This is a genomic window from Mycobacterium sp. IDUB_17 (assembly GCF_055419465.1).
Genome location: NZ_JBVAXS010000001.1, coordinates 1,366,318 through 1,391,640 on the forward strand (window position 1 = coordinate 1,366,318; position 25,323 = coordinate 1,391,640).

22 protein-coding genes and 1 riboswitch are annotated in these 25,323 nt (G+C 67.6%); of the genes, 10 read left to right on the forward strand and 12 right to left on the reverse strand.

From position 1 onward, the window contains the following. Window positions 1-29: 29 nt before the first annotated feature. The 6 genes from ACZYZ7_RS06555 to ACZYZ7_RS06580 form a co-directional block, all read right to left on the reverse strand. Window positions 30-665: an urease accessory protein UreF gene (locus ACZYZ7_RS06555; RefSeq protein ID WP_450071672.1), complete on the reverse strand. Its 636-nt coding sequence runs from the start codon at window positions 663-665 to the stop codon at window positions 30-32. Next, window positions 666-2,387: an urease subunit alpha gene (locus ACZYZ7_RS06560; RefSeq protein ID WP_450071673.1), complete on the reverse strand. Its 1,722-nt coding sequence runs from the start codon at window positions 2,385-2,387 to the stop codon at window positions 666-668. Beyond that, entirely contained in the window at window positions 2,384-2,698 is a 315-nt protein-coding gene (locus tag ACZYZ7_RS06565; protein WP_135460081.1) for an urease subunit beta, read from the reverse strand. The genes ACZYZ7_RS06560 and ACZYZ7_RS06565 overlap by 4 nt, the downstream gene beginning before the upstream one ends. 7 nt (window positions 2,699-2,705) lie before the next feature. Then, entirely contained in the window at window positions 2,706-3,008 is a 303-nt protein-coding gene (locus tag ACZYZ7_RS06570; protein ID WP_135455099.1) for an urease subunit gamma, read from the reverse strand. Window positions 3,009-3,081: 73 nt separating this feature from the next. Then, entirely contained in the window at window positions 3,082-3,483 is a 402-nt protein-coding gene (locus ACZYZ7_RS06575; protein WP_135455101.1) for a PaaI family thioesterase, read from the reverse strand. Between the two features lie 156 nt (window positions 3,484-3,639). Next, window positions 3,640-4,410, reverse strand: a complete 771-nt coding sequence (locus ACZYZ7_RS06580) for an iron reductase (protein WP_463740506.1) — start codon at window positions 4,408-4,410, stop codon at window positions 3,640-3,642. 224 nt (window positions 4,411-4,634) lie between these two features. Here ACZYZ7_RS06580 and ACZYZ7_RS06585 point away from each other — a divergent pair, with 224 nt between their 5' ends. From ACZYZ7_RS06585 to ACZYZ7_RS06610, 6 genes are all read left to right on the forward strand, one after another. Next, window positions 4,635-5,051 (forward strand): BlaI/MecI/CopY family transcriptional regulator, encoded by a 417-nt coding sequence (locus tag ACZYZ7_RS06585; RefSeq protein ID WP_044518806.1) that lies wholly within the window; start codon window positions 4,635-4,637, stop codon window positions 5,049-5,051. A 14-nt stretch (window positions 5,052-5,065) separates the two neighbouring features. After that, the gene (locus ACZYZ7_RS06590; protein WP_463740507.1) at window positions 5,066-6,037 is read left to right on the forward strand and encodes a M56 family metallopeptidase; all 972 of its coding nucleotides are present in this window, start codon (window positions 5,066-5,068) and stop codon (window positions 6,035-6,037) included. Between the two features lie 51 nt (window positions 6,038-6,088). Continuing rightward, window positions 6,089-7,543, forward strand: coding sequence for an NADP-dependent phosphogluconate dehydrogenase (gndA, locus tag ACZYZ7_RS06595; RefSeq protein ID WP_450071676.1), 1,455 nt, complete (start codon window positions 6,089-6,091; stop codon window positions 7,541-7,543). Between the two features lie 14 nt (window positions 7,544-7,557). Beyond that, on the forward strand, window positions 7,558-8,994 hold the full coding sequence (locus ACZYZ7_RS06600) for a GuaB1 family IMP dehydrogenase-related protein (RefSeq protein WP_135455109.1): 1,437 nt from the start codon (window positions 7,558-7,560) through the stop codon (window positions 8,992-8,994). 239 nt (window positions 8,995-9,233) lie between these two features. Continuing rightward, window positions 9,234-10,601 carry a hemolysin family protein gene (locus ACZYZ7_RS06605; protein WP_135455111.1) on the forward strand — a complete coding sequence of 456 codons (1,368 nt, stop codon included), beginning with the start codon at window positions 9,234-9,236 and terminating at the stop codon, window positions 10,599-10,601. Next, window positions 10,594-11,646, forward strand: a complete 1,053-nt coding sequence (locus tag ACZYZ7_RS06610; RefSeq protein WP_463740508.1) for a hemolysin family protein — start codon at window positions 10,594-10,596, stop codon at window positions 11,644-11,646. Before ACZYZ7_RS06605 ends, ACZYZ7_RS06610 begins: the two co-directional genes overlap by 8 nt. An 8-nt stretch (window positions 11,647-11,654) precedes the next feature. Here the strand turns inward: ACZYZ7_RS06610 and ACZYZ7_RS06615 are convergent, their stop codons facing one another. Beyond that, window positions 11,655-12,272, reverse strand: coding sequence for a TetR/AcrR family transcriptional regulator (locus ACZYZ7_RS06615; protein WP_135455115.1), 618 nt, complete (start codon window positions 12,270-12,272; stop codon window positions 11,655-11,657). Window positions 12,273-12,443: 171 nt separating this feature from the next. On the opposite strand from ACZYZ7_RS06615, the gene ACZYZ7_RS06620 reads away from it, so the two are divergent. The 4 genes from ACZYZ7_RS06620 to ACZYZ7_RS06635 all read left to right on the forward strand — a co-directional run bounded on the left by ACZYZ7_RS06620 (window position 12,444) and on the right by ACZYZ7_RS06635 (window position 19,121). Next, the gene (locus ACZYZ7_RS06620; protein WP_450071677.1) at window positions 12,444-13,517 is read left to right on the forward strand and encodes a zinc-binding dehydrogenase; all 1,074 of its coding nucleotides are present in this window, start codon (window positions 12,444-12,446) and stop codon (window positions 13,515-13,517) included. An 86-nt stretch (window positions 13,518-13,603) separates the two neighbouring features. Beyond that, window positions 13,604-14,506, forward strand: coding sequence for a 3-methyladenine DNA glycosylase (locus ACZYZ7_RS06625; RefSeq protein WP_450071678.1), 903 nt, complete (start codon window positions 13,604-13,606; stop codon window positions 14,504-14,506). A 78-nt stretch (window positions 14,507-14,584) separates the two neighbouring features. Beyond that, window positions 14,585-16,783: a malate synthase G gene (locus tag ACZYZ7_RS06630; RefSeq protein ID WP_463740509.1), complete on the forward strand. Its 2,199-nt coding sequence runs from the start codon at window positions 14,585-14,587 to the stop codon at window positions 16,781-16,783. 55 nt (window positions 16,784-16,838) lie between these two features. After that, window positions 16,839-19,121, forward strand: a complete 2,283-nt coding sequence (locus ACZYZ7_RS06635; RefSeq protein WP_463740510.1) for a substrate-binding domain-containing protein — start codon at window positions 16,839-16,841, stop codon at window positions 19,119-19,121. A gap of 153 nt (window positions 19,122-19,274) precedes the next feature. Here ACZYZ7_RS06635 and gcvP read toward each other — a convergent pair whose 3' ends face one another. From gcvP to garA, 5 genes are all read right to left on the reverse strand, one after another. Then, complete coding sequence (gcvP, locus tag ACZYZ7_RS06640) at window positions 19,275-22,106, reverse strand: aminomethyl-transferring glycine dehydrogenase (RefSeq protein ID WP_463740511.1); 2,832 nt, start codon at window positions 22,104-22,106, stop codon at window positions 19,275-19,277. Window positions 22,107-22,259: 153 nt separating this feature from the next. Beyond that, window positions 22,260-22,358, reverse strand: a riboswitch (glycine riboswitch). Between the two features lie 106 nt (window positions 22,359-22,464). Next, window positions 22,465-23,085, reverse strand: a complete 621-nt coding sequence (locus ACZYZ7_RS06645; protein ID WP_135455129.1) for a MerR family transcriptional regulator — start codon at window positions 23,083-23,085, stop codon at window positions 22,465-22,467. Between the two features lie 255 nt (window positions 23,086-23,340). Beyond that, a complete protein-coding gene (locus ACZYZ7_RS06650) occupies window positions 23,341-23,835 on the reverse strand; it encodes a bifunctional nuclease family protein (protein ID WP_019346056.1) in 495 nt (164 codons plus the stop codon). Between the two features lie 123 nt (window positions 23,836-23,958). Continuing rightward, window positions 23,959-24,711, reverse strand: coding sequence for a transcriptional regulator FtsR (gene ftsR / locus ACZYZ7_RS06655; RefSeq protein ID WP_450071682.1), 753 nt, complete (start codon window positions 24,709-24,711; stop codon window positions 23,959-23,961). Between the two features lie 3 nt (window positions 24,712-24,714). Continuing rightward, on the reverse strand, window positions 24,715-25,194 hold the full coding sequence (gene garA, locus ACZYZ7_RS06660) for a glycogen accumulation regulator GarA (protein ID WP_036449747.1): 480 nt from the start codon (window positions 25,192-25,194) through the stop codon (window positions 24,715-24,717). Window positions 25,195-25,323 lie beyond the last annotated feature (129 nt).

Here is a 25,323-nt window from a genome sequence, read left to right on the forward strand (position 1 = left end):
GGTGGGCCTTTCGAGATCGAACTACGGGTTTACGAGACGAACAGCGGCCGGTCACGTTCGGTGTGCCGCTGCGCCAGGACGTCGAGCAAGGGATCGGACAGGTCGGCCAGTCCGGTGACCGCCTCGGCCGCCACCGCGTCACACAACCCCGACAGCTCGAAGGTCAGCGCCGCGACATCGGCCGGATCCAACGCGAGCAGACGCTGCGCGGCGGTGGCCGAGCCGGTCATGGTGGTGTACACCACCGACAGTGCCGTCTGGCCCGGATCCAGCGCGGCGGCTGCCCCGACGGCGCCGGCCGCCACCGGCAGATGCGGCCGGGGTCCGAGCGCGTCCCACGACTCCTGAGGCCAGACCCGCCGGGCCAGCCGGACCAATCCGCGGCCCTGGGCGCGCGAGGCCTCGCGCGCCGCCGGAGCTGGTGTGCGGGCGTCGGTTTCGACGTCGGCAACCTCGGGGCCCAGGGTCCCGGTCTGCACCGCCACCGCGATCGAGGCGGCGACCAGCCCGCTGGTGCGAACCCGCCGGACCAGGTATGCGCGCACGGTGGCGACGTCGGTGAGCAGACCGCTGGTGATCGCCTCCTCGACGCCACCGGAGTGCACGTGACCGCCGGTCGGCAACCGCGAGTCGGCCAGGGTCAGAAGCGTTGCCAGGCTGCTCATCTAGAACAGGAAATATCGCTGGGCCATGGGCAGTTCGACGGCGGGCTGTTCCTGCCAGACCTGCCCGTCGATCCGAACGGTGAAGGTATCCGGCTCGACCTCGATGTGCGGCAACGCATCGTTGAGCGGCATCTGCGCCTTGCCTACTTGCCGAACGTTCTTGACCGCAGCCAGCTTTCGACGAATGTCGAGGCGGTCCGCCAAGCCGTCCCCGATGGCCTGCGGTGCGACGAAGTGCACGGAGGTGGCGGCCGCGGCGGCCGGGGCCGCACCGAACATCGGCCGCGGCAGCACCGGCTGCGGGGTGGGGATGGACGCGTTGGCGTCACCCATCGCCGCCCAGGCGATCATGCCGCCCTTGATCACCGCGTGCGGGCGCACTCCGAAGAACGCGGGTTCCCACAGCACCAGGTCGGCCAGCTTGCCGACCTCGACCGACCCGACCTCATCGTCGAGGCCGTGCGCGATGGCCGGGCAGATGGTGTATTTCGCGACATACCGGCGGACGCGGTTGTTGTCGGCCTGACCGTCCCCTTCGAGAGCTCCGCGTTTGCGCTTCATCACGTGCGCGGTCTGCCAGGTCCGCAGTACCACCTCGCCGACTCGCCCCATCGCCTGCGAGTCGCTGCCGATCATCGAGATGGCCCCGATGTCGTGTAGTAGATCCTCGGCAGCGATCGTCGACGGCCGGATCCGGCTTTCGGCGAATGCCAGGTCCTCGGGCACGCTCGGATTCAGGTGATGGCACACCATGAGCATGTCGAGGTGCTCGTCGAGGGTGTTGACCGTGTGCGGCCGGGTCGGATTGGTGGAGCTGGGCAGCACATTCGGATGCGAGGCGACGGTGATGATGTCGGGTGCGTGCCCGCCACCGGCGCCCTCGGTGTGATACGCGTGGATGCCGCGGCCCTTGATCGCGGCCAGCGTGTCCTCGACGAAACCGGCCTCGTTGAGGGTGTCGGTGTGAATGTTGACCTGCACCCCGGCGGCTTCGGCGACCGTGAGGCAGGCATCGATGGCCGCCGGCGTGGTGCCCCAGTCCTCGTGCAGCTTGAATCCCGCTGCGCCACCACGCAACTGCTCCCACATCGCCTCGGAACTGACAGTGTTGCCCTTGCCGAGCAGCGCGACATTGAGCGGCCAGGAATCCAGCGATTCGAGCATCCTGGCCAGGTGCCAGGCGCCCGGGGTGACCGTAGTCGCCTTGCTGCCCTCGGCCGGGCCGGTACCGCCGGCCACGATCGTGGTGATGCCGCCGCCGAGGGCCTCTTCCATGATCTGCGGACAGATCAGGTGCACGTGGCAGTCGATCGCGCCGGCGGTCAGGATGCGACCGTTGCCCGCGATGATCTCGGTCGACGGACCGACGACCAGATCCGGGTGCACACCGGTCATGATGTCGGGGTTGCCGGCCTTACCGATGGCGGCGATGCGGCCGTCGCGGATCCCGATGTCGGCCTTGATGATTCCCCAGTGGTCGATGATCACCGCGCCGGTGATGACGGTATCGGGCGCGCCGTCGGCGCGAGTCGCCCGCGACTGCCCCATCGACTCACGCAAGACCTTGCCGCCGCCGAACACCGCCTCGTCACCGGCCAGGCCCGGGCCGCCACTGCGGTCCTCGGTGATCTCGATGAACAGGTCGGTGTCGGCCAACCGGATCCGGTCACCGGTGGTGGGGCCGAACAGTGCCGCGTAGCGGGCCCGGGTCAATTCGGTCATTCGGTTCCCAATCGGCCGGGCGGGTCGAGACTGATCCCGTGAACCTCGCGGGCGCCGCCGAGTGGAACCAGTGAAACGCGCTGGGCGACACCGGGTTCGAATCGAACCGCGGTACCGGCCGGGATATCGAGGCGGTGACCGCGGGCAGCGGACCGGTCGAAGTCCAGGGCGGCGTTGGCCTGCGGCAGGTGCACATGGCTGCCGACCTGCACCGGACGGTCACCGGTGTTGACGACGTCGAGCATCAACCGCGGCGCACCGGCATTGAGCGCGATGCCACCGTCACCGAACACGATCTCGCCGGGAACCATGGCGATCTCAGGCAATCGGGTGGTGGACGGTGACGAGCTTGGTGCCATCGGGGAAAGTGGCCTCGACCTGCACGTCATCCAGCATCTCGGGCACTCCCTCCATGACCTGCTCGCGGGTCAGCACATCGCGTCCGCTAACCATCAACTCGGCAACCGTCCGACCGTCACGGGCACCTTCCAACAGGTGATCGGTGATCACCGCGACGGCCTCGGGATGGTTGAGCAGCAAGCCGCGAGCCTGTCTGCGCCGCGCCAGTTCCGCGGCATACGAGATGAGCAGACGATCCTGCTCATGCGGGGTCAAACGCATAGTGCGCGATCCTGCCACGGCGAGCGGGGTTCGGCAGCGCTCGCTGTCCCGGCCCGACCGGCGGGCGAATTCGCTACTCGGGAATGTTCTGCAGCCGAACCTGACCGCGGGCCACGAGCTTGCCGTTCTCATCGGTGATGGTGATCAGCCACAGCTGCTGGCGGCGGCCCCGGTGGATCGGCTCCGAAACCGCTGTGACAGTGCCGGATCCGATCGCGCGCAGGAAATCGGTGTTGTTGTTGACCCCGACCACGGTGCCGCCGCCGTTTTCCGACAGCCACACATGGGCCGACACACTGGCCAGGCTTTCGACGATCGAGCAGTACACGCCACCGTGCACGATGCCCCAGGGCTGCAGCAGCTTGTCATGGATCGTCAGCTGTGCGCGGCCGCCGTCGGGGGTGAGCTCGAGATAGGTGAGGCCTAGTTCGGTGTCGAAACCTTTGCCCAGACCTTCGGGGAAATCAGTGGTCACAGTCCTCGTGTCTACACGCCGTATTGCCACAAAGATGCGGGCGGGTCCCGCGCATCAAACGCGGGACCCGCCCTCGAGCGGACCGGGGGTCTCTGCAGCCCTCAGGACTCCGGCACGGTCCGTTAGTCTCGTCCCTACATACTAGGCAAGGCTATCCTAATTAAGCAAGACCTTCCTCGCCCGGCCCGAGCCGCGGACCGGCAGACCGAACCCCACCAGGGCATCGAGCACCGCCTGGCCACGCCGCATGCTCAGCACCTCACTGGACCCGGCCAGCAGCGGGACCTGGGTGGCCGCACCGACCACTGCCGCGCCCACCATGTGCCACATGGTCGCGACCGACACAGCGCCGTCACTGATCTGCACCAACCGGCCGAACAGCGGCTCAAGCGCGCGATGACTGCGATGCGCCACCCAGGTGGTCAGTGCGGCCTCGCTGGGCAGCGCGACGATCCCGTCATGGGATGCGTTGACAAACCGGGCGGCCCGGCCCGCGAAATAGGGGTCTTCAGGCAGCCCACGCAGGGTCGGATCGATGACACCGACCCAGTCGATCGCCCCCTCGGAATCGACGTGGACCCAGAGGTTCTCCAGGCCTGTGTCCCAGGCCCGCCCTTCCAGCACCAGCAGCGGCACCACCCGGCCGATCACCACATGGGTGAACGTGGCAGCCAACTGCTGGGCGACGGCGGCGCGATTACCCGTCTCGGCCATCGCGGCGTCGAACATGCCTTGCAACCGATCGGCGGACAACGCCTCGGCCAGCGGCCACCACCGCCGGCGCGACAGGTCCCCCACGACGGCCACACCGTAGACCCGCGGACACTCCGGATACAGCTCACGTAAACGCCGACTCGACTCGTGCAACGGCAGCGTCCGCTCGATGGCCATACCCGCGATCAGCGGATCTTCGATCAAGACCGTCATGTCACCTCCGAAGGCTCCAGTTTGACTTAGGTTAGCCTTACTATAGTCACGTGAAGGATGAGAGCTACCTCCTGTGACTCGATTCACAACGGAACCCATATATGGCGCTGACCTTGCCCTAAACCGCGATGGAAGGCAGTTGGAGCGCCGTCGCCAAACGCATACGACGCGCGGTAGTAAACCCGTAGTACGCTGGCTTTACTGCTCAGGAGAGTGAACGGAACATGGCCAAAATGACGCGTCTCGGGGAGCTTGAGCGCGAGGTGATGGACCACTTGTGGTCCGCGCCCGAACCCCAAACAGTGCGCCAAGTCCATGAGGCGCTGGCCGCCCGCCGCGACTTGGCCTACACCACGATCATGACCGTGCTGCAACGACTGGCGAAGAAGAACCTGGTCGTACAGCACCGCGATGACCGTGCGCACCGCTATGCGCCCACCAACGGCCGCGACGAGCTGGTCGCCGGCCTGATGGTCGATGCCCTCGACCAGGCCGCGGACTCCGGCAGCCGCCAGGCCGCCCTGGTCCATTTCGTCGAGAGAGTCGGTGTCGACGAAGCCCGGGCACTGCGCCGAGCGCTCGCCGAACTGGAGAGCAAGCACCAGCTGCCCCCACCGGCTGGCAATTCGGGCACTGCCTGAGAGAGACTTACGGCGTGTCCGCGCTGGCCTTCACTCTCGTCGCGCTGGCCCTGGTGGGACCAGTGCCGGCAGTGCTGGCCCGTGCGGCGTGGCCGCTGCGCGCCCCTCGTGCGGCGATCGTCCTGTGGCAATCGATCGCACTGGCCGCGGTGCTCTCGGCCTTCTCGGCCGGTATCGCGATCGCCAGCCGCCTGTTCGTTCCCGGTCCTGACGGCCGGCCGACCGCAACCATCACCAGTGAGATCGACGCTCTCGGTTTGCCGTTGTGGCTGCTCTACGTCGTGGTGTTCACCCTGACCCTGTTCATCGGCGGGCGGCTCTGCGTAGCGGTGATCCAGGTGGCGGTGGCCACCCGGCGCCGCCGCGCCCATCACCGCATGATGGTCGACCTGCTCAGCAAGTCGCGCGACGCGGTGCCGGCCCACCTCTGTACGGCCCACCGCCCGCTCGCCGGCGACGGGTTGCGCATCCTCGACGTCGCACAGCCTCTCGCCTACTGCCTGCCCGGGGTCCGCAGTCGCGTCGTGGTCAGTGAGGGAACACTGACCACGTTGTCCGACAACGAGGTCGCCGCGATCCTCACCCATGAGCGGGCCCACCTGCGCGCACGCCATGATCTGGTCCTGGAGATGTTCACCGCCGTCCACGCCGCCTTCCCTCGGTTCGTCCGCAGCGCCAACGCCCTGGACGCGGTCCGGCTGCTGATCGAGCTGCTGGCCGACGACGCCGCGGTACGGACCGCGGGCCCCACTCCCCTGGCCCGGGCGTTGGTCGCCTGCGCGGGCGGCCGCACCCCCTCCGGCGCGCTGGCCGCCGGCGGACCGACCACCGTGATCCGGGTGCGCCGCCTCGGCGGCAGGCCCAACAGCGTGGCCATGGCGGTCACCGCCTATCTGACCGCGGCCGCGGTTCTGGTGGTACCCACCGTCGCCGTCGCCGTCCCCTGGCTCACCGAGCTTCACCGCCTGTTCTCCGGACTCGGATAAAGCGCTGCACGACAGGCGTTCTGCTACAACAAAACAACGAAAGGCTGCTGCATGAGCAAGACCAGCACTTCCGGTACGGCGCAGATCGGAGTCACCGGCCTGGCCGTGATGGGCTCCAACCTCGCTCGCAACTTCGCCCACCACGGCTATACCGTTGCGCTGCACAACCGGTCGATCGCCAAAACCGATGCACTCCTGGCCGAACACGGTTCCGAGGGCAAGTTCGTGCGCAGCGAGACAATCGCGGAATTCCTTGACGCCCTGGAGAAACCACGCCGGGTGATCATCATGGTCAAGGCCGGCGACCCGACCGATGCCGTGATCAACGAGTTGGCCGACGCCATGGAGCCCGGCGACATCATCATCGACGGCGGCAACGCCCTCTACACCGACACCATCCGCCGCGAGAAGGCGATCCGCGAGCGCGGCCTGCACTTCGTCGGCGCGGGCATCTCCGGCGGTGAGGAGGGCGCACTCAACGGCCCGTCGATCATGCCCGGCGGCCCCGCCGAGTCCTACAAGTCCCTCGGCCCGCTGCTGGAGGAGATCTCCGCCCACGTGGACGGTGTGCCGTGCTGCACCCACATCGGCCCGGACGGGGCGGGGCACTTCGTGAAGATGGTGCACAACGGCATCGAGTACTCCGACATGCAGCTCATCGGCGAGGCCTACCAGTTGCTGCGCGACGGGCTGGGCAAGTCCGCGCCCGAAATCGCCGACGTGTTCGCCGAATGGAACAAGGGCGAACTGGACAGCTACCTGGTCGAGATCACCGCCGAGGTGCTCCGTCAGGTCGACGCCAAGACCGGCAAGCCGCTGGTCGACGTGATCGTGGACGAGGCCGAGCAGAAGGGCACCGGGCGCTGGACCGTGAAGTCCGCACTCGACCTCGGGGTTCCCGTCACCGGTATCGCCGAAGCCGTGTTCGCGCGGGCACTGTCCGGTTCGGTCACCCAGCGCAAGGCCGCCACCGGTCTGGCCTCCGGCGAGCTCGGTGCAATGCCCGGTGATGCAAAGCAGTTCACCGAGGATGTGCGCCAGGCGCTGTATGCGTCCAAGATCGTCGCCTACGCACAGGGCTTCAACCAGATCCAGGCCGGCAGTGCCGAGTACAACTGGAACGTCAATCCCGGCGATCTGGCCACCATCTGGCGCGGCGGCTGCATCATCCGGGCCAAGTTCCTCAACCGGATCAAGGAAGCCTTCGACGCGGAGCCGGAGCTGGCCACATTGCTCGCCGCCCCGTACTTCCGCAGCGCGGTGGAGTCGGCGATCGACAGCTGGCGCCGCGTAGTGGTGACCGCCACCCAGCTCGGTATCCCGGTCCCCGGTTTCTCGTCGGCACTGTCCTACTACGACGCGCTGCGCACCGAGCGGCTGCCCGCGGCACTGACCCAGGGCCTGCGCGACTACTTCGGCGCGCACACCTACGGACGCACCGACGCCGAGCCCGGTCAGAAGTTCCACACGCTCTGGAGCGGCGACCACAGCGAAGTGCCTGCCTGAGTAGATTCGTTGTTGTGAGGTTTTTGAACGGACACATCCCGCCGTACGACCTGACCTACAACGACGTCTTCGTCGTGCCCGGACGGTCGGATGTGGCATCGCGCTTCGACGTCGATCTGTCCACCTCCGACGGGTCCGGCACCACCATCCCGGTGGTGGTGGCGAACATGACGGCGGTGGCGGGTCGACGCATGGCCGAGACGATCGCCCGGCGCGGCGGCATCGTGGTGCTGCCGCAGGACCTGCCGAGCGGCGTGGTCGCTGACACCGTGCAGTTCGTCAAGAGCCGCGATCTCGTGGTGGACACGCCTGTGACGCTGGGCCCGGACGACTCGGTGTCCGACGCCGCGGCGTTGCTGCACAAGCGTGCGCACGGCGCGGCGGTGGTGGTGTCCGAAGGACGCCCGATCGGACTGGTCACCGAGGCCAATTGCGCCGGGGTGGACCGGTTCGCCCGGATCCGTGAGGTCGCGGTGACGGACTTCGTCACTTCGCCGGTGGGCACCGATCCCCGGAAGGTATTCGATCTTCTCGAGCACGCGCCGATCGATCTCGCGGTGCTCACCGAGCCGGACGGCTCCCTGGCCGGCGTGCTGACCCGCACCGCTGCGGTGCGGGCCGGCATCTACACCCCGGCCGTCGACTCCGCCGGGCGGCTGCGCATCGCCGCAGCCGTCGGCATCAACGGCGATGTCGGCGCGAAGGCCCGCGCGCTGGCCGAGGCCGGGGTCGACCTGCTCGTCATCGACACCGCCCACGGTCATCAGCTCAAGATGCTCGACGCGATCAAGTCGGTGGCGGCCCTGGATCTCGGCCTGCCGCTGGCGGCGGGCAATGTGGTCTCCGCCGAGGGCACCCGCGATCTCATCCAGGCCGGCGCCACGATCGTCAAGGTCGGCGTGGGGCCCGGCGCGATGTGCACCACCCGGATGATGACCGGCGTCGGCCGGCCGCAGTTTTCCGCAGTCGTCGAATGTGCCGCTGCGGCAAAGGAACTCGGCGCTCACGTGTGGGCCGACGGCGGAGTGCGGCACCCGCGGGACGTGGCGCTGGCGCTGGCCGCAGGGGCGTCGAACGTGATGATCGGCTCCTGGTTCGCCGGAACCTACGAGTCCCCCGGCGACCTGATGCACGACCGGGAGGAACGCCCGTACAAGGAGAGCTACGGCATGGCCTCCAAGCGTGCGGTGGCCGCCCGGACCGCCGGAGACGGCCAGTTCGACCGGGCCCGCAAGGCCCTGTTCGAGGAGGGCATCTCGTCCTCACGGATGAGCCTCGACCCGGGCCGCGGCGGTGTCGAGGACCTGCTCGACCACATCACCTCGGGGGTGCGCAGCACCTGCACCTACGTCGGCGCCACCAACCTCGCCGAGCTGCACGAGAACGTGGTGCTGGGCGTGCAGTCGGCCGCTGGTTTCGCCGAGGGGCATCCGCTACCGACGGGCTGGTAATCCGCCGAGTCGCGATACTATTGGGTTTCCTGGATACCGAGTGGACGATGGCAGATTGCCCATTTCGCCCGCTCGGTCAGATCGAACGAAAGGGTTCACGTGCCGCAGGCACCCACCGAGGCCTCCGGTTCTGAACCGGCCTTCCGGGTGGAACAGCAGTCACTTCTGAGCGCCGAAGCTGACGACCCCTCTTCTAGTCGGCCGGGCCCCGGGCCCGGCGTACCCCTGGTGAGAATCTGATGGGCAGCTCAGCGGACGTGTTTCTCTCGTTGCTGTCGATCCTGGCGATCGTCCTGCTCACCTTCGGCACCGCGGTGTTCGTGGCCGCCGAGTTCTCTCTGACCGCACTCGAGCGCAGCACGGTCGAGGCCAATGCCCGCACCGGGGACCGCCGCGACCAGCTGGTCCGCCGCGCCCACCGCACGCTGTCCTTCCAGCTCTCCGGGGCCCAGGTCGGCATCTCGATCACCACCCTGGCCACCGGTTATCTCGCCGAACCCGTCGTCGGGGAACTGATCCGCCCCGGCCTGGATGCCATCGGCATTCCTGCCAGATTCACCGGCGGCCTGTCCCTGTTCCTTGCCATCCTCATCGCGACGTCACTGTCGATGGTGTTCGGCGAGCTCGTGCCGAAGAACCTGGCGGTGGCCCGCCCGGTCCCGACGGCCCGCGCGTCGGCACCGTTCCAGCTGCTGTTCTCGATGCTGTTCACCCCGGTCATCCGGCTGACCAACGGCACCGCCAACTGGATCCTGCGCCGGCTGGGCATCGAACCGGCCGAGGAGCTGCGGTCGGCGCGCTCGGCGCAGGAACTGGCGTCACTCGTGCGCAACTCGGCCCGCAGCGGGTCGCTCGACCCGTCCACCGCGTTGTTGGTGCACCGCTCGCTGCAGTTCGGCGAGCGCTCCGCCGAGGAACTGATGACCCCGCGCTCCAAGATCGAGGTCCTCGACGCAGGCGACACCGTCGCCGACCTGATGTCGGCGGCGATCCGCACCGGCTACTCCCGATTCCCGATCGTCGAGGGCGACCTCGACGAGACCATCGGCGTCGTCCACATCAAGCAGGTGTTCACGATTCCGCGCGAGGACCGGGACAAGACCCGGCTGGCCGCCCTGGCACTGCCGGTGGCCACCGTGCCGTCCACCCTCGACGGCGACGCCGTGATGACCCAGATCCGTGCCAACGGATTGCAGACCGCGCTCGTCGTGGACGAATACGGCGGCACCGCGGGCATGGTGACGGTCGAGGACCTGATCGAGGAGATCGTCGGCGACGTGCGCGACGAACACGATGACGCCACCCCCGACGTGGTGCCGGCCGGGGACGGCTGGCAGGTATCCGGGCTGCTGCGCATCGACGAGGTGGCGACCAGCACCGGATTCCGGGCTCTCGAAGGCGAATACGAGACCATAGGAGGCCTGGTCCTGCAGGAACTCGGCCACATACCGGAGCCCGGCGAATCCGTGGAGCTCGCCGCCTTCGATCCCGACGGAGACCCCGACAAACCGACGCACTGGCTGGCCACGGTGGTGCGGATGGACGGCCGCCGCATCGACCTGCTCGAGCTGACCAGCCTCGGCCACCGGGAGAACAGTCATGGGTGACATCCTCGGTGTGCTGTTGACCGTGCTGCTGCTGGCCGCCAACGCCTTCTTCGTGGCCGCGGAGTTCGCGCTGATCTCGGCCCGCCGGGATCGGCTGCAGGCCCTGGCAGAACAGGGCAAACGCAGCGCCGTCACCGTCATTCGGGCCGGCGAGCGCCTTTCACTGATGCTGGCCGGCTCTCAGCTGGGCATCACGATCTGCTCGATCCTGCTGGGCCGGGTCGGCGAACCGGCCGTGGCGCATCTGCTGGAGAAGCCGTTCGCGTTGGTCGGCGTGTCCGACACCGTGCTGCACACGGTCTCGTTCTTCGTCGCGCTGGCCATCGTGGTGATCCTGCACGTGCTGCTCGGTGAGATGGTGCCGAAGAACATCGCCATCGCGGGACCCGAAACCGCCGCGATGCTGCTGATCCCGCCATATCTGGTCTACATCCGCGCGGCCCGGCCGTTCATCGCGTTCTACAACTGGTGTGCCAACGCCACCCTGCGGGCGTTCCGCGTCGAACCGAAGGACGAGCTGGAATCGGCCGTGTCGACCGTCGAACTGGCCGAGATGATCGCGGAGTCGGTATCCGAGGGCCTGCTCGACACCGAAGAGCACGGTCGGCTGACCCGGGCCCTGCAGACCCGCAGCCGCTCGGTCAGCGATGTCGCGATGCCGTTGAACGAGATTCACGCCATCCGGGTGGCCGCGCCGGGTTCAGGACCGACCGTCGACGATGTGGAGCGGGCCCTCACCGAGACCGGGTACTCACGCTTCCCGGTGGCGGATTCGTTCGGCGAGTTCATCGGATATCTGCACATCAAGGATGTGCTGCCACACATCAACGACCCCGATGCGGTGCTGGATGTGTCCATGGTGCGTCCGCTGCCGCGGGTCCCGGCCTCGACGCCGCTGCCCGACGCACTGTCGCGGATGCGGCGGAGCAACAGTCACCTCGCGCTCGTGACCGGAGCGGACGACACCGTCACCGCGATGGTCGCACTGGAGGACCTGGTAGAGGACCTGGTCGGAACGGTGCGCGACGGTACGCACCGCATCTGAGCGCGGGACTATCCCCCGGGTCGATCGAGCAGGCCACGCAGAATCAGGTCGGCCAGTTCGACGGCCGCACTTTCGATGGCCTGTTCCGCGTCGTCGATCCCGCGCACGCAGACGGCGTACAGGGCTGCCCCGCCGATCGCATCCATGATGGTGTCGACATTGACCTGCCGACGGACCAGCCCCTCAGAGGCGGCGGCGGTCACGAGTGACGCGAGCTGCGTGCGCGCGGCGGCGTCGAGCCGCTCCGTCATGAGCCTGCGGATGTCGGAGTCCGCCCGCAGATCGGTCAACAGACCCGGAATCGATTCCCGCACAGCGGGATCGCAGAACATCAGAAATGCACCGCGACACAGCCGGGTGACCTCGGTGGCGACGTCGTCGCTCGGGGCAGCGGGGTCCAGATCCGGGAACACCGCTTCGTGGACCAGGAGCGCCTTGGATTTCCACCTGCGATAGATGGTCGGCCGGCTGACCCCGGCCGTGCTGGCGATCAGGTCGATGGACGTCGCCGCGTAGCCACGCTGCACCAACAGTCGGCGGGTCGTACTCAGCACGGCCTGGTCGATCGACGGATCTGGACGTGACCCCTGCCGCCGATGGCGAGTGCCGGCCGAACGCGTCGCCACGCTGTCTCCTCACATCGCCGGGCAGGTCAGCCGAGTCTGGCACACCGTCCAGCTCCAGCGGCGCCACCACCTATTGCCATGGTGCCACATTTGTTGTTACAACGTGTAACAACAAATGTTCATAGGAGCCCGAGCGACTTCCCTCAACATCAACCATGAAATGGAGAAACAGTGAACGAGACTGCAGCCAAACCGATTTCGGCTGAAGCCTGGGTGGCCACCGCCCTCGGCGATCCGGCGAAGGTGCTCGAGCGCCAGACCGTGGAGGTCCGCGCACCCGGGCCGGGTGAGATCCGGGTCGCGGTGCGGGCCTTCTGCCTGAACTTCAACGACATCGACGTCATTCAGGGCCGGTACACGACCATGCCCCTGCAGCCGCCGTTCATCCCCGGCATGGAGGCCGTGGGCGTCGTCGAGAGCGCCGGGCTCGGCGCCGAGCACCTGGTGGGCCGGCGCATCGTGGGCATCCCGTCGATGGCCTTCGGCGGGTACGCCTCGTACGCGATCGTCGATGCGGCGACCGCCCTCGAGCTGCCCGACTGGGTCAGCGACGCCGACGGAGCCGCCCTGCACTACCCGTTCCATCTGGGTTGGTTCGCGCTGCACGAGAGGGGCCGGCTCAAGCCCGGCGAGACGCTGCTGGTGCACGCGGCGGCCGGTGGAACCGGATCGGGCGCGCTGGTGCTCGGCAAGGCTCTCGGCGCCCGCGTGATCGCCACCGCGGGCAGTGACGAGAAGCTCGACTTCTGTCGCCGGCTCGGTGCCGACCACGCCATCAACTACCGCAACGGCGACTGGGTGGAGCAGGTCATGGACCTCACCTATGGCCGCGGCGTGGACGTCGCATTCGACGCGGTCGGAGGGAGCGTGACCACCGATACCTTCCGCTGCATGGGTTTCAACGGGCGTCACCTGATGGCCGGATTCGCCGAGGACATCGCGCTGGAGGACGGCGACTACCTCTCGCCGCGTCCCATCGCCTACGGCAACTTCGACGTGTGCGGGGTATGCCTGGTCTACGTGACCGACCCGCTCGCGGTCCGCCGCACCCTCGGGTTCAACTGGCCCGCCCGCTCCGAGGGCCTCGATGCCCACGTCAAGTTGCTCGAAATGCTGCGTACCGGGGCCATCCAGACCGTCATCGGCGCCCAGGTGGCCTGGTCGGACCTGCCGGCACAGCTGGAGCGGATGCAGGCCCGGCAGACCACGGGCCGGCTGGTGGTCACCACCGGCGCGCACGGCTGAGCCCGCAACGCCACAGGTAGGCTCAAGCCGCACGGCGGCGGCGGGCCACCCAGTGGAGGAGACATGGAAGAGCGACGGGATGCACCATGCCCGGGCTGACCCTTCCGGGTGTCGCCGAAGCCGAAGAGGTATTGGCGGCCCCGGACTGGGCGGCCCGAGCAGAATCACACCGGCGCCGCACCGACGACTTCCTCACACCACACCTGCGCCGCCAACACGCCGGTGAACCGCATCCGGTATGGGATTTCCTGTTCACTTATTACAGCCTCCGTCCCCGGCAGCTACGGCGATGGCATCCGGGGTTCGGGGTGGTACTCGCCGGCGAGAACGCCGGCTCCTATCTGCAACGCACCGGGTACGGCCGACACCCGCACGGCGTCACGGTCCGGGACGAATACCTGCGCTCGCGCATCGAGACGGTCCGATTCGTGGCACGTCTGATGCGCGCGACCGCCACCCGGGCACCCCGGATGAACTGCTTCGGCCTACATGAATGGGCAATGGTCTACCGGACTCCCCAGCTACGCCACGACCAGGTTCCACTGCGCCTCGGCACCGCCGGAACCGATGCCGTCGTCGAATCAATGCCGTTGCGGTGCAGCCACTTCGATGCATTCCGGTTCTTCACCGACGCTGCCGTTCCCCGCAACGACCGGCAACTGAGCCGGGACCAGCAGATCGACACCGAACAGCCCGGCTGCATCCACGCCGCCATGGACACCTACAAGTGGGCCTACAAACTGGGTCCGCTGGTGCCGTCGGAATTGGTGATGGACGCGCTCGATCTCGCGGCCGACGCGCGGGCGCTCGATATGTGTGCCAGCCCATACGACTTGAAGCAGTATGGTTTCGAGCCGATCGCCATCGAAACACCGGCCGGGCGTGCCGAATACGTCAGGGCCCAACAGCGCATCGCCGAGCGGGCGGCTCCGTTGCGGGTCACTCTGGCAAACCGGTGTGAGCTGTTGCTCACCAGGCTGGACGGCTGAAAGGCCGACGTTACCAATGGGTAAGCTGGATAAACGGCAGGCATCGCACGGTGCCTGGAGCCGAGGGAGGAAACGCGCATGACCAATCGCGTGACTGTCGGAAACCTGCGCGTTGCACAGGTGCTGCACGACTTCATCACGAACGAGGCACTGCCGGGCACCGGCGTCGACCCGGACAGCTTCTGGTCCGGCGTCGACAAGGTCGTCGCCGACCTCACCCCCAAGAATCAGGACCTGCTGGCCCGTCGCGACGATCTGCAGGCGCAGATCGACAAGTGGCACCGCGCCCACGTGCTCGAGCCGGTCGACCCCGAGGCCTACAAGCAGTTCCTCACCGATATCGGCTACCTGCTGCCCGAGCCCGCCGACTTCACCATCACCACGTCCGGCGTCGACGACGAGATCACCTCGACCGCCGGCCCGCAGCTCGTTGTGCCGATCCTCAACGCCCGTTTCGCGCTCAATGCCGCCAACGCCCGCTGGGGCTCGCTCTACGACGCGCTGTACGGCACCGACGTCATCAGTGACGAGGGCGGCGCCGAGAAGAGCAAGGGCTATAACCAGGTCCGCGGCGACAAGGTGATCGCCTATGCGCGCAACTTCCTGGATCAGGCCGTGCCGCTGACCGCGGGCTCGTGGAGCGATGCCACCGGTCTCAAGATCGATGAAGGCCAGTTGCTCGTCGAGTACGGCGACGGTCTGTCCGCCGGCCTGGCCACCCCCGAACAGTTCGTCGGTTACACGGGTGAACTCGGGCAGCCGCAGTGGTCGGTGCTGCTGGTCAACCACGGCCTGCACATCGAGATCCTCGTCGACCCCGACTCCCCCGTCGGCTCCACCGACGCCGCCGGCATCAAGGACGTCGTCCTGGAATCCGCGATCACCACGATCATGGACTTCGAGGACTCGGTGGCCGCCGTCGACGCCGACGACAAGGTGCTCGGCTACCGCAACTGGCTGGGCCTGAACCGGGGCGACCTGGCCGAGGAAGTCGCCAAGGGCGGCAAGACCTTCACCCGCGTCCTCAACCCCGACCGCACCTTCACCACTCCTGACGGCGAGGGCGAACTGACCCTGCCCGGACGCAGCCTGCTGTTCGTGCGCAACGTCGGACACCTGATGACCAACGACGCGATCATTGATGCGGACGGCAACGAGATCCCCGAGGGGATCCAGGACGCGCTGTTCACCGGACTGATCGCCATGCACGGGCTGAAGTCCACCGAAGAGAACGGCGAGCTGACCAACAGCCGGACCGGCTCGGTCTACATCGTGAAGCCCAAGATGCACGGCCCCGACGAGGTCGCCTTCGCCTGCGAGCTGTTCGGCCGCGTCGAGGACGTCCTGGGCCTGCCCGGGGGCACCCTCAAGGTCGGCATCATGGACGAGGAACGCCGCACCACGGTCAACCTGAAAGCCTGCATCAAGGCAGCGGCCGACCGCGTGGTGTTCATCAACACCGGCTTCCTGGATCGCACCGGCGACGAGATCCACACCTCGATGGAGGCCGGCCCGATGATCCGCAAGGGCGGCATGAAGACCCAGCCGTGGATCAAGGCGTACGAGGACAACAACGTCGACGTCGGCCTGGCCACCGGCCTGGCCGGTAAGGCCCAGATCGGCAAGGGCATGTGGGCCATGACCGATCTGATGGCCGACATGGTCGAGCAGAAGATCGGTCAGCCCAAGGCCGGCGCCACCACCGCGTGGGTGCCGTCGCCGACCGCGGCCACGTTGCACGCGATGCACTACCACCAGGTGGACGTCGAGGCCGTGCAGAAGGAACTGGCCGGCAAGAAGCGCGCCACGATCGAAGAACTGCTGACGATCCCGCTCGCGGACTCCTCCCTGACCTGGTCACCCGAGGAGATCCACGAAGAGGTGGACAACAACTGCCAGTCGATCCTGGGCTACGTGGTCCGCTGGATCGACGCCGGCGTCGGCTGCTCGAAGGTGCCCGACATCCACAACGTCGCGCTGATGGAAGACCGCGCCACGCTGCGGATCTCCAGCCAGCTCCTGGCCAACTGGCTGCGTCACGGCGTCATCACCGAAGAGGACGTCAAGGCCAGCCTGCGCCGGATGGCCGCCGTCGTCGACGAGCAGAACGCCGGTGATCCCGACTATCTGGCGATGGCACCGAACCCGGATGCCAGCATCGCGTTCGGCGCGGCGCAGGAGCTGATCCTGTCCGGGGCCCAGCAGCCCAACGGCTACACCGAGCCGATCCTGCACCGGCGCCGCCGCGAGTTCAAAGCGAGCACCGCCGGGAAGTGATTAGACTTCGGCGGGTCCGGATGACTAGTCGGCGCGAGACGTACAGGGGTTAGGAATGGGCAGGCACAGCATTCCCGACCCTGAGGATGCTCCCGACGAGCCGCATGTCGGCGAGCCCGGGTATTCCGACGGCTACGAACCTCCCCGCCGCGAGCAGTCACGGCGCGCCGCAGACGATTTCGACACGTCCGGGCATCAGGCCGATCGCGGGTACCGGGATGCACCGGCATACCGCGAAGAGCCTGACTACCGGGGCTACCGGGCCGAGCCCGATTACCGTGCGCCCCAGTACGCCGACGGTGACGACGACTACGAATCGGACTATCGCGAACCGTATGCCGATTACGACGAAGCGGACTACGTCGAGGCCGATTACGCCGACGCCGACGCCGACGGCGACGGTTACGAGGACGAGTACGTCGACGGTTACCGCGGCAAGTACGCCGATGCCGACGACGACTATGCCGCGGAGTACTCCGACGAGTATTCCGAGGGCGACTACGCCGATGATCAGCCGACCGCGCAGTTCGGCGCCGTCTCCGAGCCACCACCCCCGTCCGCCCCGTCGAGCCGCCAGCACGGCGGCGACTGGGACGGCGGCGAGTGGACCGGCAGCCACCGCGCCGTTCAGTCCGGGCGGCGCGGTGTCAGCGTCGGCGTGATCGTCGCGCTTTGCACCGTGGTGGCCGTGGTCGGCGCGATGATCCTGTGGAAATTCTTCGGTGACGTCCTCGCCGGCCGCAGCGATGCCGCGGCCGCGCGCTGCGTCGACGGCGAACTCGGAGTCGCCGTGATCGCCGACCCGACCATCTCGACGCACATCGAGGGACTGGCCAACACGTACAACGAGTCGGTCAGCCCCGTCGGTGACCGCTGCGTCAAGGTGCGCGTGCAGTCCGCCGAATCCGACCGGGTGGTCGGTGGCTTCGCCAACACGTGGCCGAGCGAGCTCGGCGACCGTCCGGCACTGTGGATTCCGGCCTCCAGCATCGCCGAGGCGCGGCTGGAGGCGACGGCAGGCGCCAAGGCCGTCAGCGACAGCCGCTCCCTGGTCACCTCACCGGTCCTGCTCGCGGTCCGTCCGCAGCTCAAGGACGCACTGGCACAACAGTCCTGGGCCACCCTGCCGCAACTGCAGAGCAGCCCGGCCGCGATGAACGCGCTCAAGCTGCCCGGTTGGGGCACACTCAAACTCGCGTTGCCGACCCGCAGCAACGGCGATGCCGCTCCCCTGGCCGCCGAGGCCGTCGCTGCGGCATCCGCCCCCGCGGGCGCGCCGGCCACCTCGGGCATGAGCGGCGTCAACAGCCTGCTCCGCGGGCAGCCCAAGCTCGACGACACCGAGCTGGGAACCGCCTTCGATGCGCTGCTCAATGCCTCCGATCCGGCGACCGCGCCGGTGCACGCGGTGGCCACCACCGAACAGCAGATCTTCCAGCGGGGCAGCTCGCTCGATGACGCCAAGGGCTCCCTGGCCGGCTGGGTGCCGCCCGGCCCGACGGCCACCGCCGACTACCCGACGGTTCTGCTGGCCGGAGACTGGCTGGAGAAGGAGCAGGTCACTGCGGCCAGCGAATTCGCCCGCTACCTGCGCAAGCCCGAGCAGCTCGCCGTGCTCGCCAAGGCCGGATTCCGGGCTGAGGGGACGACACCGCCGTCCAGCGATGTGACCGCTTTCGGTCAGCTGGCAGCGCCGTTGTCGATCGGCGACAACACCATGCGGGTGACGCTGGCCAACGCGACAGCTACGCCGACGGGAAGCCCCGCCGTCACCATCATGCTCGACCAGTCGATGCCGACCGAGGAGGGCGGCAAGTCCCGGTTGGCCAACGTGGTGGCTGCGCTCAACAGTCGGCTCAAGGCACTGCCGGACACCGCGGCGGTCGGCCTGTGGACCTTCGACGGCACCGAAGGCCGCTCTGACGTCTCGACGGGGCCGTTGGCCGAGCCCGTCGGCGGTGAGCGTCGCTCCGATGCGCTGACCTCGACGCTGGACCAGCAGTCGGCGTCCGGAGGCGGTGCGGTGTCGTTCACGACGCTGCGGATGGTCTACACCGAGGCGCTGTCGAAATATCGTGAGGGCCAGGCTAATTCCATTCTGGTGATCACCACCGGCCCGCACACCGATCAGAGCCTGGACGGGGCGGGACTGCAGGAGTTCATCCGCGGCGCATTCGACCCAGCCCGTCCGATCGCGGTCGACGTGATCGATTTCGGCAGCGGCTCGGACCGGACCACCTGGGAAGCCGTCGCACAGGCGAGCAGCGGCACGTATCAGCACCTCTCCAGCTCGGCCTCGCCCGAACTGGCCACCGCCGTCAACACCATGCTGGGCTGAGCCTCACCACCCTGCCGCGCCCGTCCCCGGTAACGCATCAACGCGCTGATGCGCCGCTTTCTACCCCAGGGCTGTTCGCCGCGACCGAGCGCAGCCTTGGGGTAAAAAGCGACGTACGAATCCCGCGACCGGTACACCGGCCGCGGGTCTGCATCAGGCGAATGCCTCGACCGGCGGGCAGGAGCACACGAGATTCCGGTCGCCATAGGCGCCGTCGATACGCCGCACCGGGGGCCAGACCTTGGGACGGTATCCCTTGCCCAACGGGTAGGCGGCCTGTTCGCGGGTGTACGAGTGATCCCAGTCGGCCACGAGCAGGCACTCGGCCGTGTGGGGAGCGCCGCGCAGCGGGTTGTCATCCACCGGCCACTCCCCCGAACCGACCCGGTCGATCTCGGCGCGAATCGCGATCATCGCGTCGCAGAACGCGTCGACCTCGGTCAGGCTCTCACTCTCGGTCGGCTCGACCATCAACGTGCCGGCCACCGGGAAGCTCATGGTCGGTGCATGGAATCCGTAGTCCGCGAGGCGCTTTGCCACATCGTCGACGGTCACGCCGGTGTCCTTGGTGATCCCGCGGAGGTCCAGGATGCACTCGTGGGCGACCATGCCGTTCTCGCCGGTGTAGAGCACCGGGTAGTACTCGTCGAGCCGGCGGGCCACGTAGTTGGCTGACGCGATCGCAGTCAGAGTCGCCTCCCGCAGGCCGTCGGCACCCATCATCCGGATGTAGGCCCAGGTGATCGGGAGGATCGACGCCGACCCGTACGGGGCGGCCGAGACCGTGTGCTCATCGGGCAGTTCGTCCGCGAGCGGATGGCCCGGCAGGAAGGGAGCCAGATGGGATCGAACCGCGACCGGCCCGACCCCCGGGCCGCCACCGCCGTGCGGGATACAGAACGTCTTGTGCAGGTTGAGGTGGCTGACGTCACCGCCGAATCGGCCCGGCCGGGCCAACCCGACCAGCGCGTTGAGGTTCGCGCCGTCCACATAGACCTGGCCGCCCACGTCGTGCACCGCCGCGCAGATGTCGGCGACGTCGTGCTCGTACACCCCGTGCGTCGACGGGTAGGTGATCATCAGCGCCGCAACGCGATCCGCATGTTCGGCAATCTTCGCGCGCAGGTCGTCGAGGTCGACGTCGCCGTTCTCGCGACAGGCGACCACCACGACCCGCATCCCGGCCAGTGCCGCCGAGGCCGCGTTGGTGCCGTGTGCGCTCGACGGGATCAGGCAGAGGTCACGGTCGACGTCACCGCGGGAGACGTGGTAGGCCTTGATCGCCAGGAGTCCGGCGTACTCACCTTGCGAACCGGCGTTGGGCTGCAACGAAATCTGGTCGTAGCCGGTGATCCCGGTGAGCCAGTCCTGCAGATCGGCGATCAGTTTGCGCAGCCCCGGGTTGTCCGACGCCGGTGCGAATGGGTGCTGACGGCCGAATTCGGGCCAGGTGATCGGCTCCATCTCTGCGGCCGCGTTGAGCTTCATCGTGCAGGAGCCCAGCGGAATCATGCTGCGGTCCAAGGCAATATCCTTGTCCGCCAGCGACCGGAGGTAGCGCATCATCTCGGTCTCGGTGCGGTAGGAGTTGAATGCCGGATGAGTCAGGAACTCGGAGGTTCGCGTCAGGATGCCGGCGGACACCGGAGCGGCGGGCGAAACCTCGAACGCCTCCACGACCGCAGCCACATGCGCACCGGTGGTCGCCTCGTCGCAGGACACGGACACGTGGTCGGCGTCGACGCGCCACAGGTTGATCCCCTTGGCCTTGGCCGCGGCGATCACGTCGTCGGCGCGTCCGGGAACCCGGGCCAGCACGGTGTCGAAGTACTTGTCGTGCACCAACGCGTCTCCGAGCGCGCCCGCGATGGCTGAGGCATGACCGTGCACGCGGCGGGCGATGGCGGTCAAACCCGGTGCACCGTGATAGCTGGCGTACATCGCGGCCATCACCGCCAGCAGCACCTGCGCGGTACAGATGTTGCTGGTCGCCTTGTCCCGGCGGATGTGCTGCTCACGAGTCTGCAGCGCCAGGCGGTACGCCGGGGCCCCGTCCGCGTCGACGGACACGCCGACCAACCGGCCCGGAAGCTGCCGGGCGTGCTTGGCGTGCACGGCGAGATAACCGGCGTGCGGACCGCCGAATCCCATTGGCACACCGAACCGTTGGCTGGTTCCGAAGGCCACGTCGGCCCCGATCTCCCCCGGCGGGGTGATCACGGTCAGCGCGAGCAGATCGGCGCCGACGGCGACGAGCGCGTCCCGCTCGTGGGCCGCACTGATCAGTCCAGCCCAGTCATCGACACGTCCGCTCGCTCCCGGCAGTTGCACGATGACGCCGAAGAACTCGCCGTCCGGAAGTCCCTGGCGCAGATCGGCCGTGACGATCTCGATGCCGAGCGGCTCCGCACGGGTGGCCAGCACGGCCGCGGTCTGCGCATACACGTCGGTGTCGACCAGCAGTCGATTCGCCTTCGACTTGGTCGCGCGGTGCATCAGCGTCATGGCCTCGGCCGCGGCGGTGCCCTCGTCGAGCATCGAGGCGTTCGCCACCTCGAGTCCGGTCAGATCCGACACCATGGTCTGGAAGTTCAGCAGCGCCTCGAGGCGGCCCTGGCTGATCTCGGGCTGATACGGCGTGTACGCGGTGTACCAGGCGGGGTTCTCAAGAATGTTGCGCCGCAGCACAGCGGGCGTGAAGGTGTCGAAGTAGCCCTGGCCGATCATCGAGACCGCGGTCGTATTGGAGTCGGCCAACGCGCGCAACTCGGCCAGCGACTCCTCTTCGGTGGCCGGCGCGGGCAGACCCTCCAGGCCCGGGGCGACACCACCGGAGGACAGCGCGTCGAGGATGCCTGCCGGAAGCGCCTTGGCGGCGAGCTCGTCGAGGGAGGCCACGCCGATCACGTCGAGCATGGTGCTGACGGCGGAGGCGTCCGGGCCGATGTGACGATCGGCGAAACGCGATTGATGCTGGTCGGACACGACACTCTCCTGAGGCGCAGACGTGCTCAGACGTCGTAGCAGTCCCTCTCCCTCTGTCGTCGACCCGGTCCGGGCGCCTGAGAGATTCAGCCCCGGTACAGGACTTTTCCCCATGGGCGGGTACCCGATGGGCACCACTTTCCAGAGGCATCGGGGCCTGGCGCGGTCCTGGGTGCCTGAGAGGTTGACGGAGAGGTATTGCTCCTTCGGCGTCCGTGGCTGGCTGTCACGAAACTCTCCCGCACGAGGGCGATGCGTCGATAATTCTACCGGCCGCTCACCTATGCCCGCGAACAGACGCGCAGCTGCCCCACATCGCTGGATGCGGGGCAGCTAGGTGTCTGTTCGCGAGGGGAGATCAGCCGATCTTGCGGTCGCGGCTTTTGCGGCGCGACGCCAACTCATCCTCGGGTGATGCGATGGACTCGCCGCCGTCGGCACGCTCGCCCGGGAAGTCGGCGATGGTGCCGGTCAACTCACGCATGGCGCCGGATACCGCGATGCCGAACACGCCCTGGCCGCCCTGCAGCAGATCGACAACCTCTTCGGCCGAGGTGCACTCATAGACCGTGGTGCCGTCGGAGAACAGGGTGATGTTGGCCAGATCCTGCACGCCCCGCTGACGTAGGTGGTCGACCGCGACCCGGATGTTGTGCAACGAGATACCGGTGTCCAGCAACCGCTTGACGATCTTGAGGACCAGGACGTCCTTGAACGAATACAGGCGCTGGCTGCCCGAGCCGGCCGCGCCGCGGATCGAGGGAACCACCAGGGAGGTGCGGGCCCAGTAATCGAGCTGCCGGTAGGTGATACCGGCGATCTGGCATGCACTGGGACCGCGGTAACCGACCAGTTCGTCGGGCACCGAATCGTCGGGGAACAGGCCTCCCTGCACGGGTTCGCCAGATGGCCTGACGGGCGGCTCCGCGCCGCTCCCGGTGGTCAGATCCAGCTCTTCCTGCCGTGGCGTGTCACCCACTGTGAATCCTCTCGCCGTTCGAACTCGCACGCACCGTACTCCTATGTCCTGCAACGCGGCGATCTCTGCCGCGACGGTTTGCTGCGAGCTCGAATGTGTCGAGCATACGCTTCCCGCCGGGCCCTGATTGCCCGCTGCGAAGAAAGTATGGCGCCCGAATTCCCGCCGGATTGTCTCCCGCGCCGCGTGTTGACACCGGTATGCGCACTTGAGACGTATCCGTGATCTGCGGCCGCGCAGCGGGGGGCGGGACGGTCATGTCGCCTTGAAGTCGTCCGGCGAAACGCTGTCCAGGAACTCCTTGAACTTCTCCACCTCGTCCTCACGGACGGTGCCTGCGGCTTCTTCGTCGTTCTCGTCGGGAATCAGCAGGCCGGCCTCGGCAAGCACCGCTTCCTCCACGTAGATCGGCACGCCGACGCGCAGGGCGATCGCCACCGAGTCCGACGGCCTGGCCGAGACCTTGATGTCACGGTCGAAGATCAGGTCGGCGTAGAAGGTGCCTTCCTGCAGGTCCACGATCCGCACCTCCTTGAGCGAATGCCCAAGGGCGGCAATGACATCTCGGATCAGGTCGTGAGTGAGAGGCCGGGTGGGTTCGACACCCTGCTGTTCCAGCGCGATCGCGGCGGCCTCCGACTGCCCGATCCAGATCGGTAGGTAACGGTCACCGTTGGACTCCCGCAAAAGCAACACGGGTTGGTTCTGCGGTTGCTCCACCCGAATGCCGACCACGCGAACCTCAGCCATCTGTGCCTGCCCTCCGCACCGCCGTGCCGTTTCGTCGAATCTTCGTCCGTCGCGCAGTCCGCCAGTTACCGATCGCCAGGGGTCCCGACTTAGACGAACTGGCCGTCGAAACGAGTCTAGTCCTCAGCGATCCAGAACGTCGCGTACGGCGGACTTGATCAGAGACGTGTGCAAAGTGATGGCCAAGGCGGCCACTTCACGAGCCAGATCGTCGGCTCGGTCGCGGGCTCCGGCCTTGCCCGCCTTGCCCACTGGGCCTGCGATCTGGGCGATCAGATCGGATTGCCGGTCGGCCGCGGAGCGGAATGCCCGCAGGTGTCGGGGCTCGACGCCGTAGTCGCCCAGGGCCCGCGCACACTGGGCGATCACCACGGAATGTTCATCGAAAAACCCGGCGGGCCCGGCGATGATGATGCCGTTGCGGACCAGCGCCCCCAGCGTCTCATCGTCGATGCCCGACCGGGCCAACAGGTCTTCGCGGGACAGCCGTACATGGGTCGGCGCCACCGCCGCGACGACGGCAGCCCCGGACCCGGCCGCATCGGCGCCATCACCGGATACCGGCACCAGACGCGGTACCCCGTAGGTGGATCCCGCCTGAGGCAGCTCCCCGTCGGGTAGCGCGTCCAGCTGCGCCTTGATCACCTTCAACGGCAGATACTGGTCACGCTGCGCGGTCAGGATGAATCGCAACCGCGCACAGTCGTACGCAGTGAACCGCCGGTACCCCGACGCCGTCCGCTGCGGCGTCACCAGCCCCTCGGCCTCAAGGAACCGAATCTTGGAGATGCTGATGTCCGGAAAGTCGCCCCGGAGCAGGTCCAGCACTGCGCCGATCGACATCCCGGCCAGTGCAGGTCTGTCGGGGGCAGTCATCGGCTAGCTGGTCTGGCCGCTGTCGTCGTCAGAACGAGGGCCCGTCAGGAACACCAGGCGGAACTTCCCGATCTGCACTTCGTCACCATTGGCGAGTACGGCCGAATCGACCGGCTCGCGGTTGACGTAAGTTCCGTTGAGGCTGCCGACGTCGACAACCTGGAACTCACCGCTCTCCAACCGGAACTCGGCGTGCCGACGGCTCACCGTGACGTCATCGAGAAAAATATCGCTGTCCGGGTGGCGCCCCGCCGAGGTCGTCGGCTGATCGAGCAGAAAACGCGATCCGGCGTTCGGTCCGCGCTTGACGACGAGCAATGCCGAGCCCGCGGGCAGGCCCTCGACACCGGAAACGGCGCCTTCGGTACCGGCCGTCGCGGGCGCATCCAGTTCGTTCAGAAAGTCCGCGCGGAAAACCGATGTGGTTTCCACCGTCACGTCTTCCGACTGGTCGGCCCCCAAATTGCTGTCCTTGTCCGTCACCCGCTGCTCCTCACTGGCTGCTGTGGCGTTGCCCGGCGTGGCCCCAGCCCATCGTCGGTCTCACGTCGACCGTACCGCGCATCAGCCATCATTGGGTCCACCACCGCCGGATCCGATGGTGAAGATATC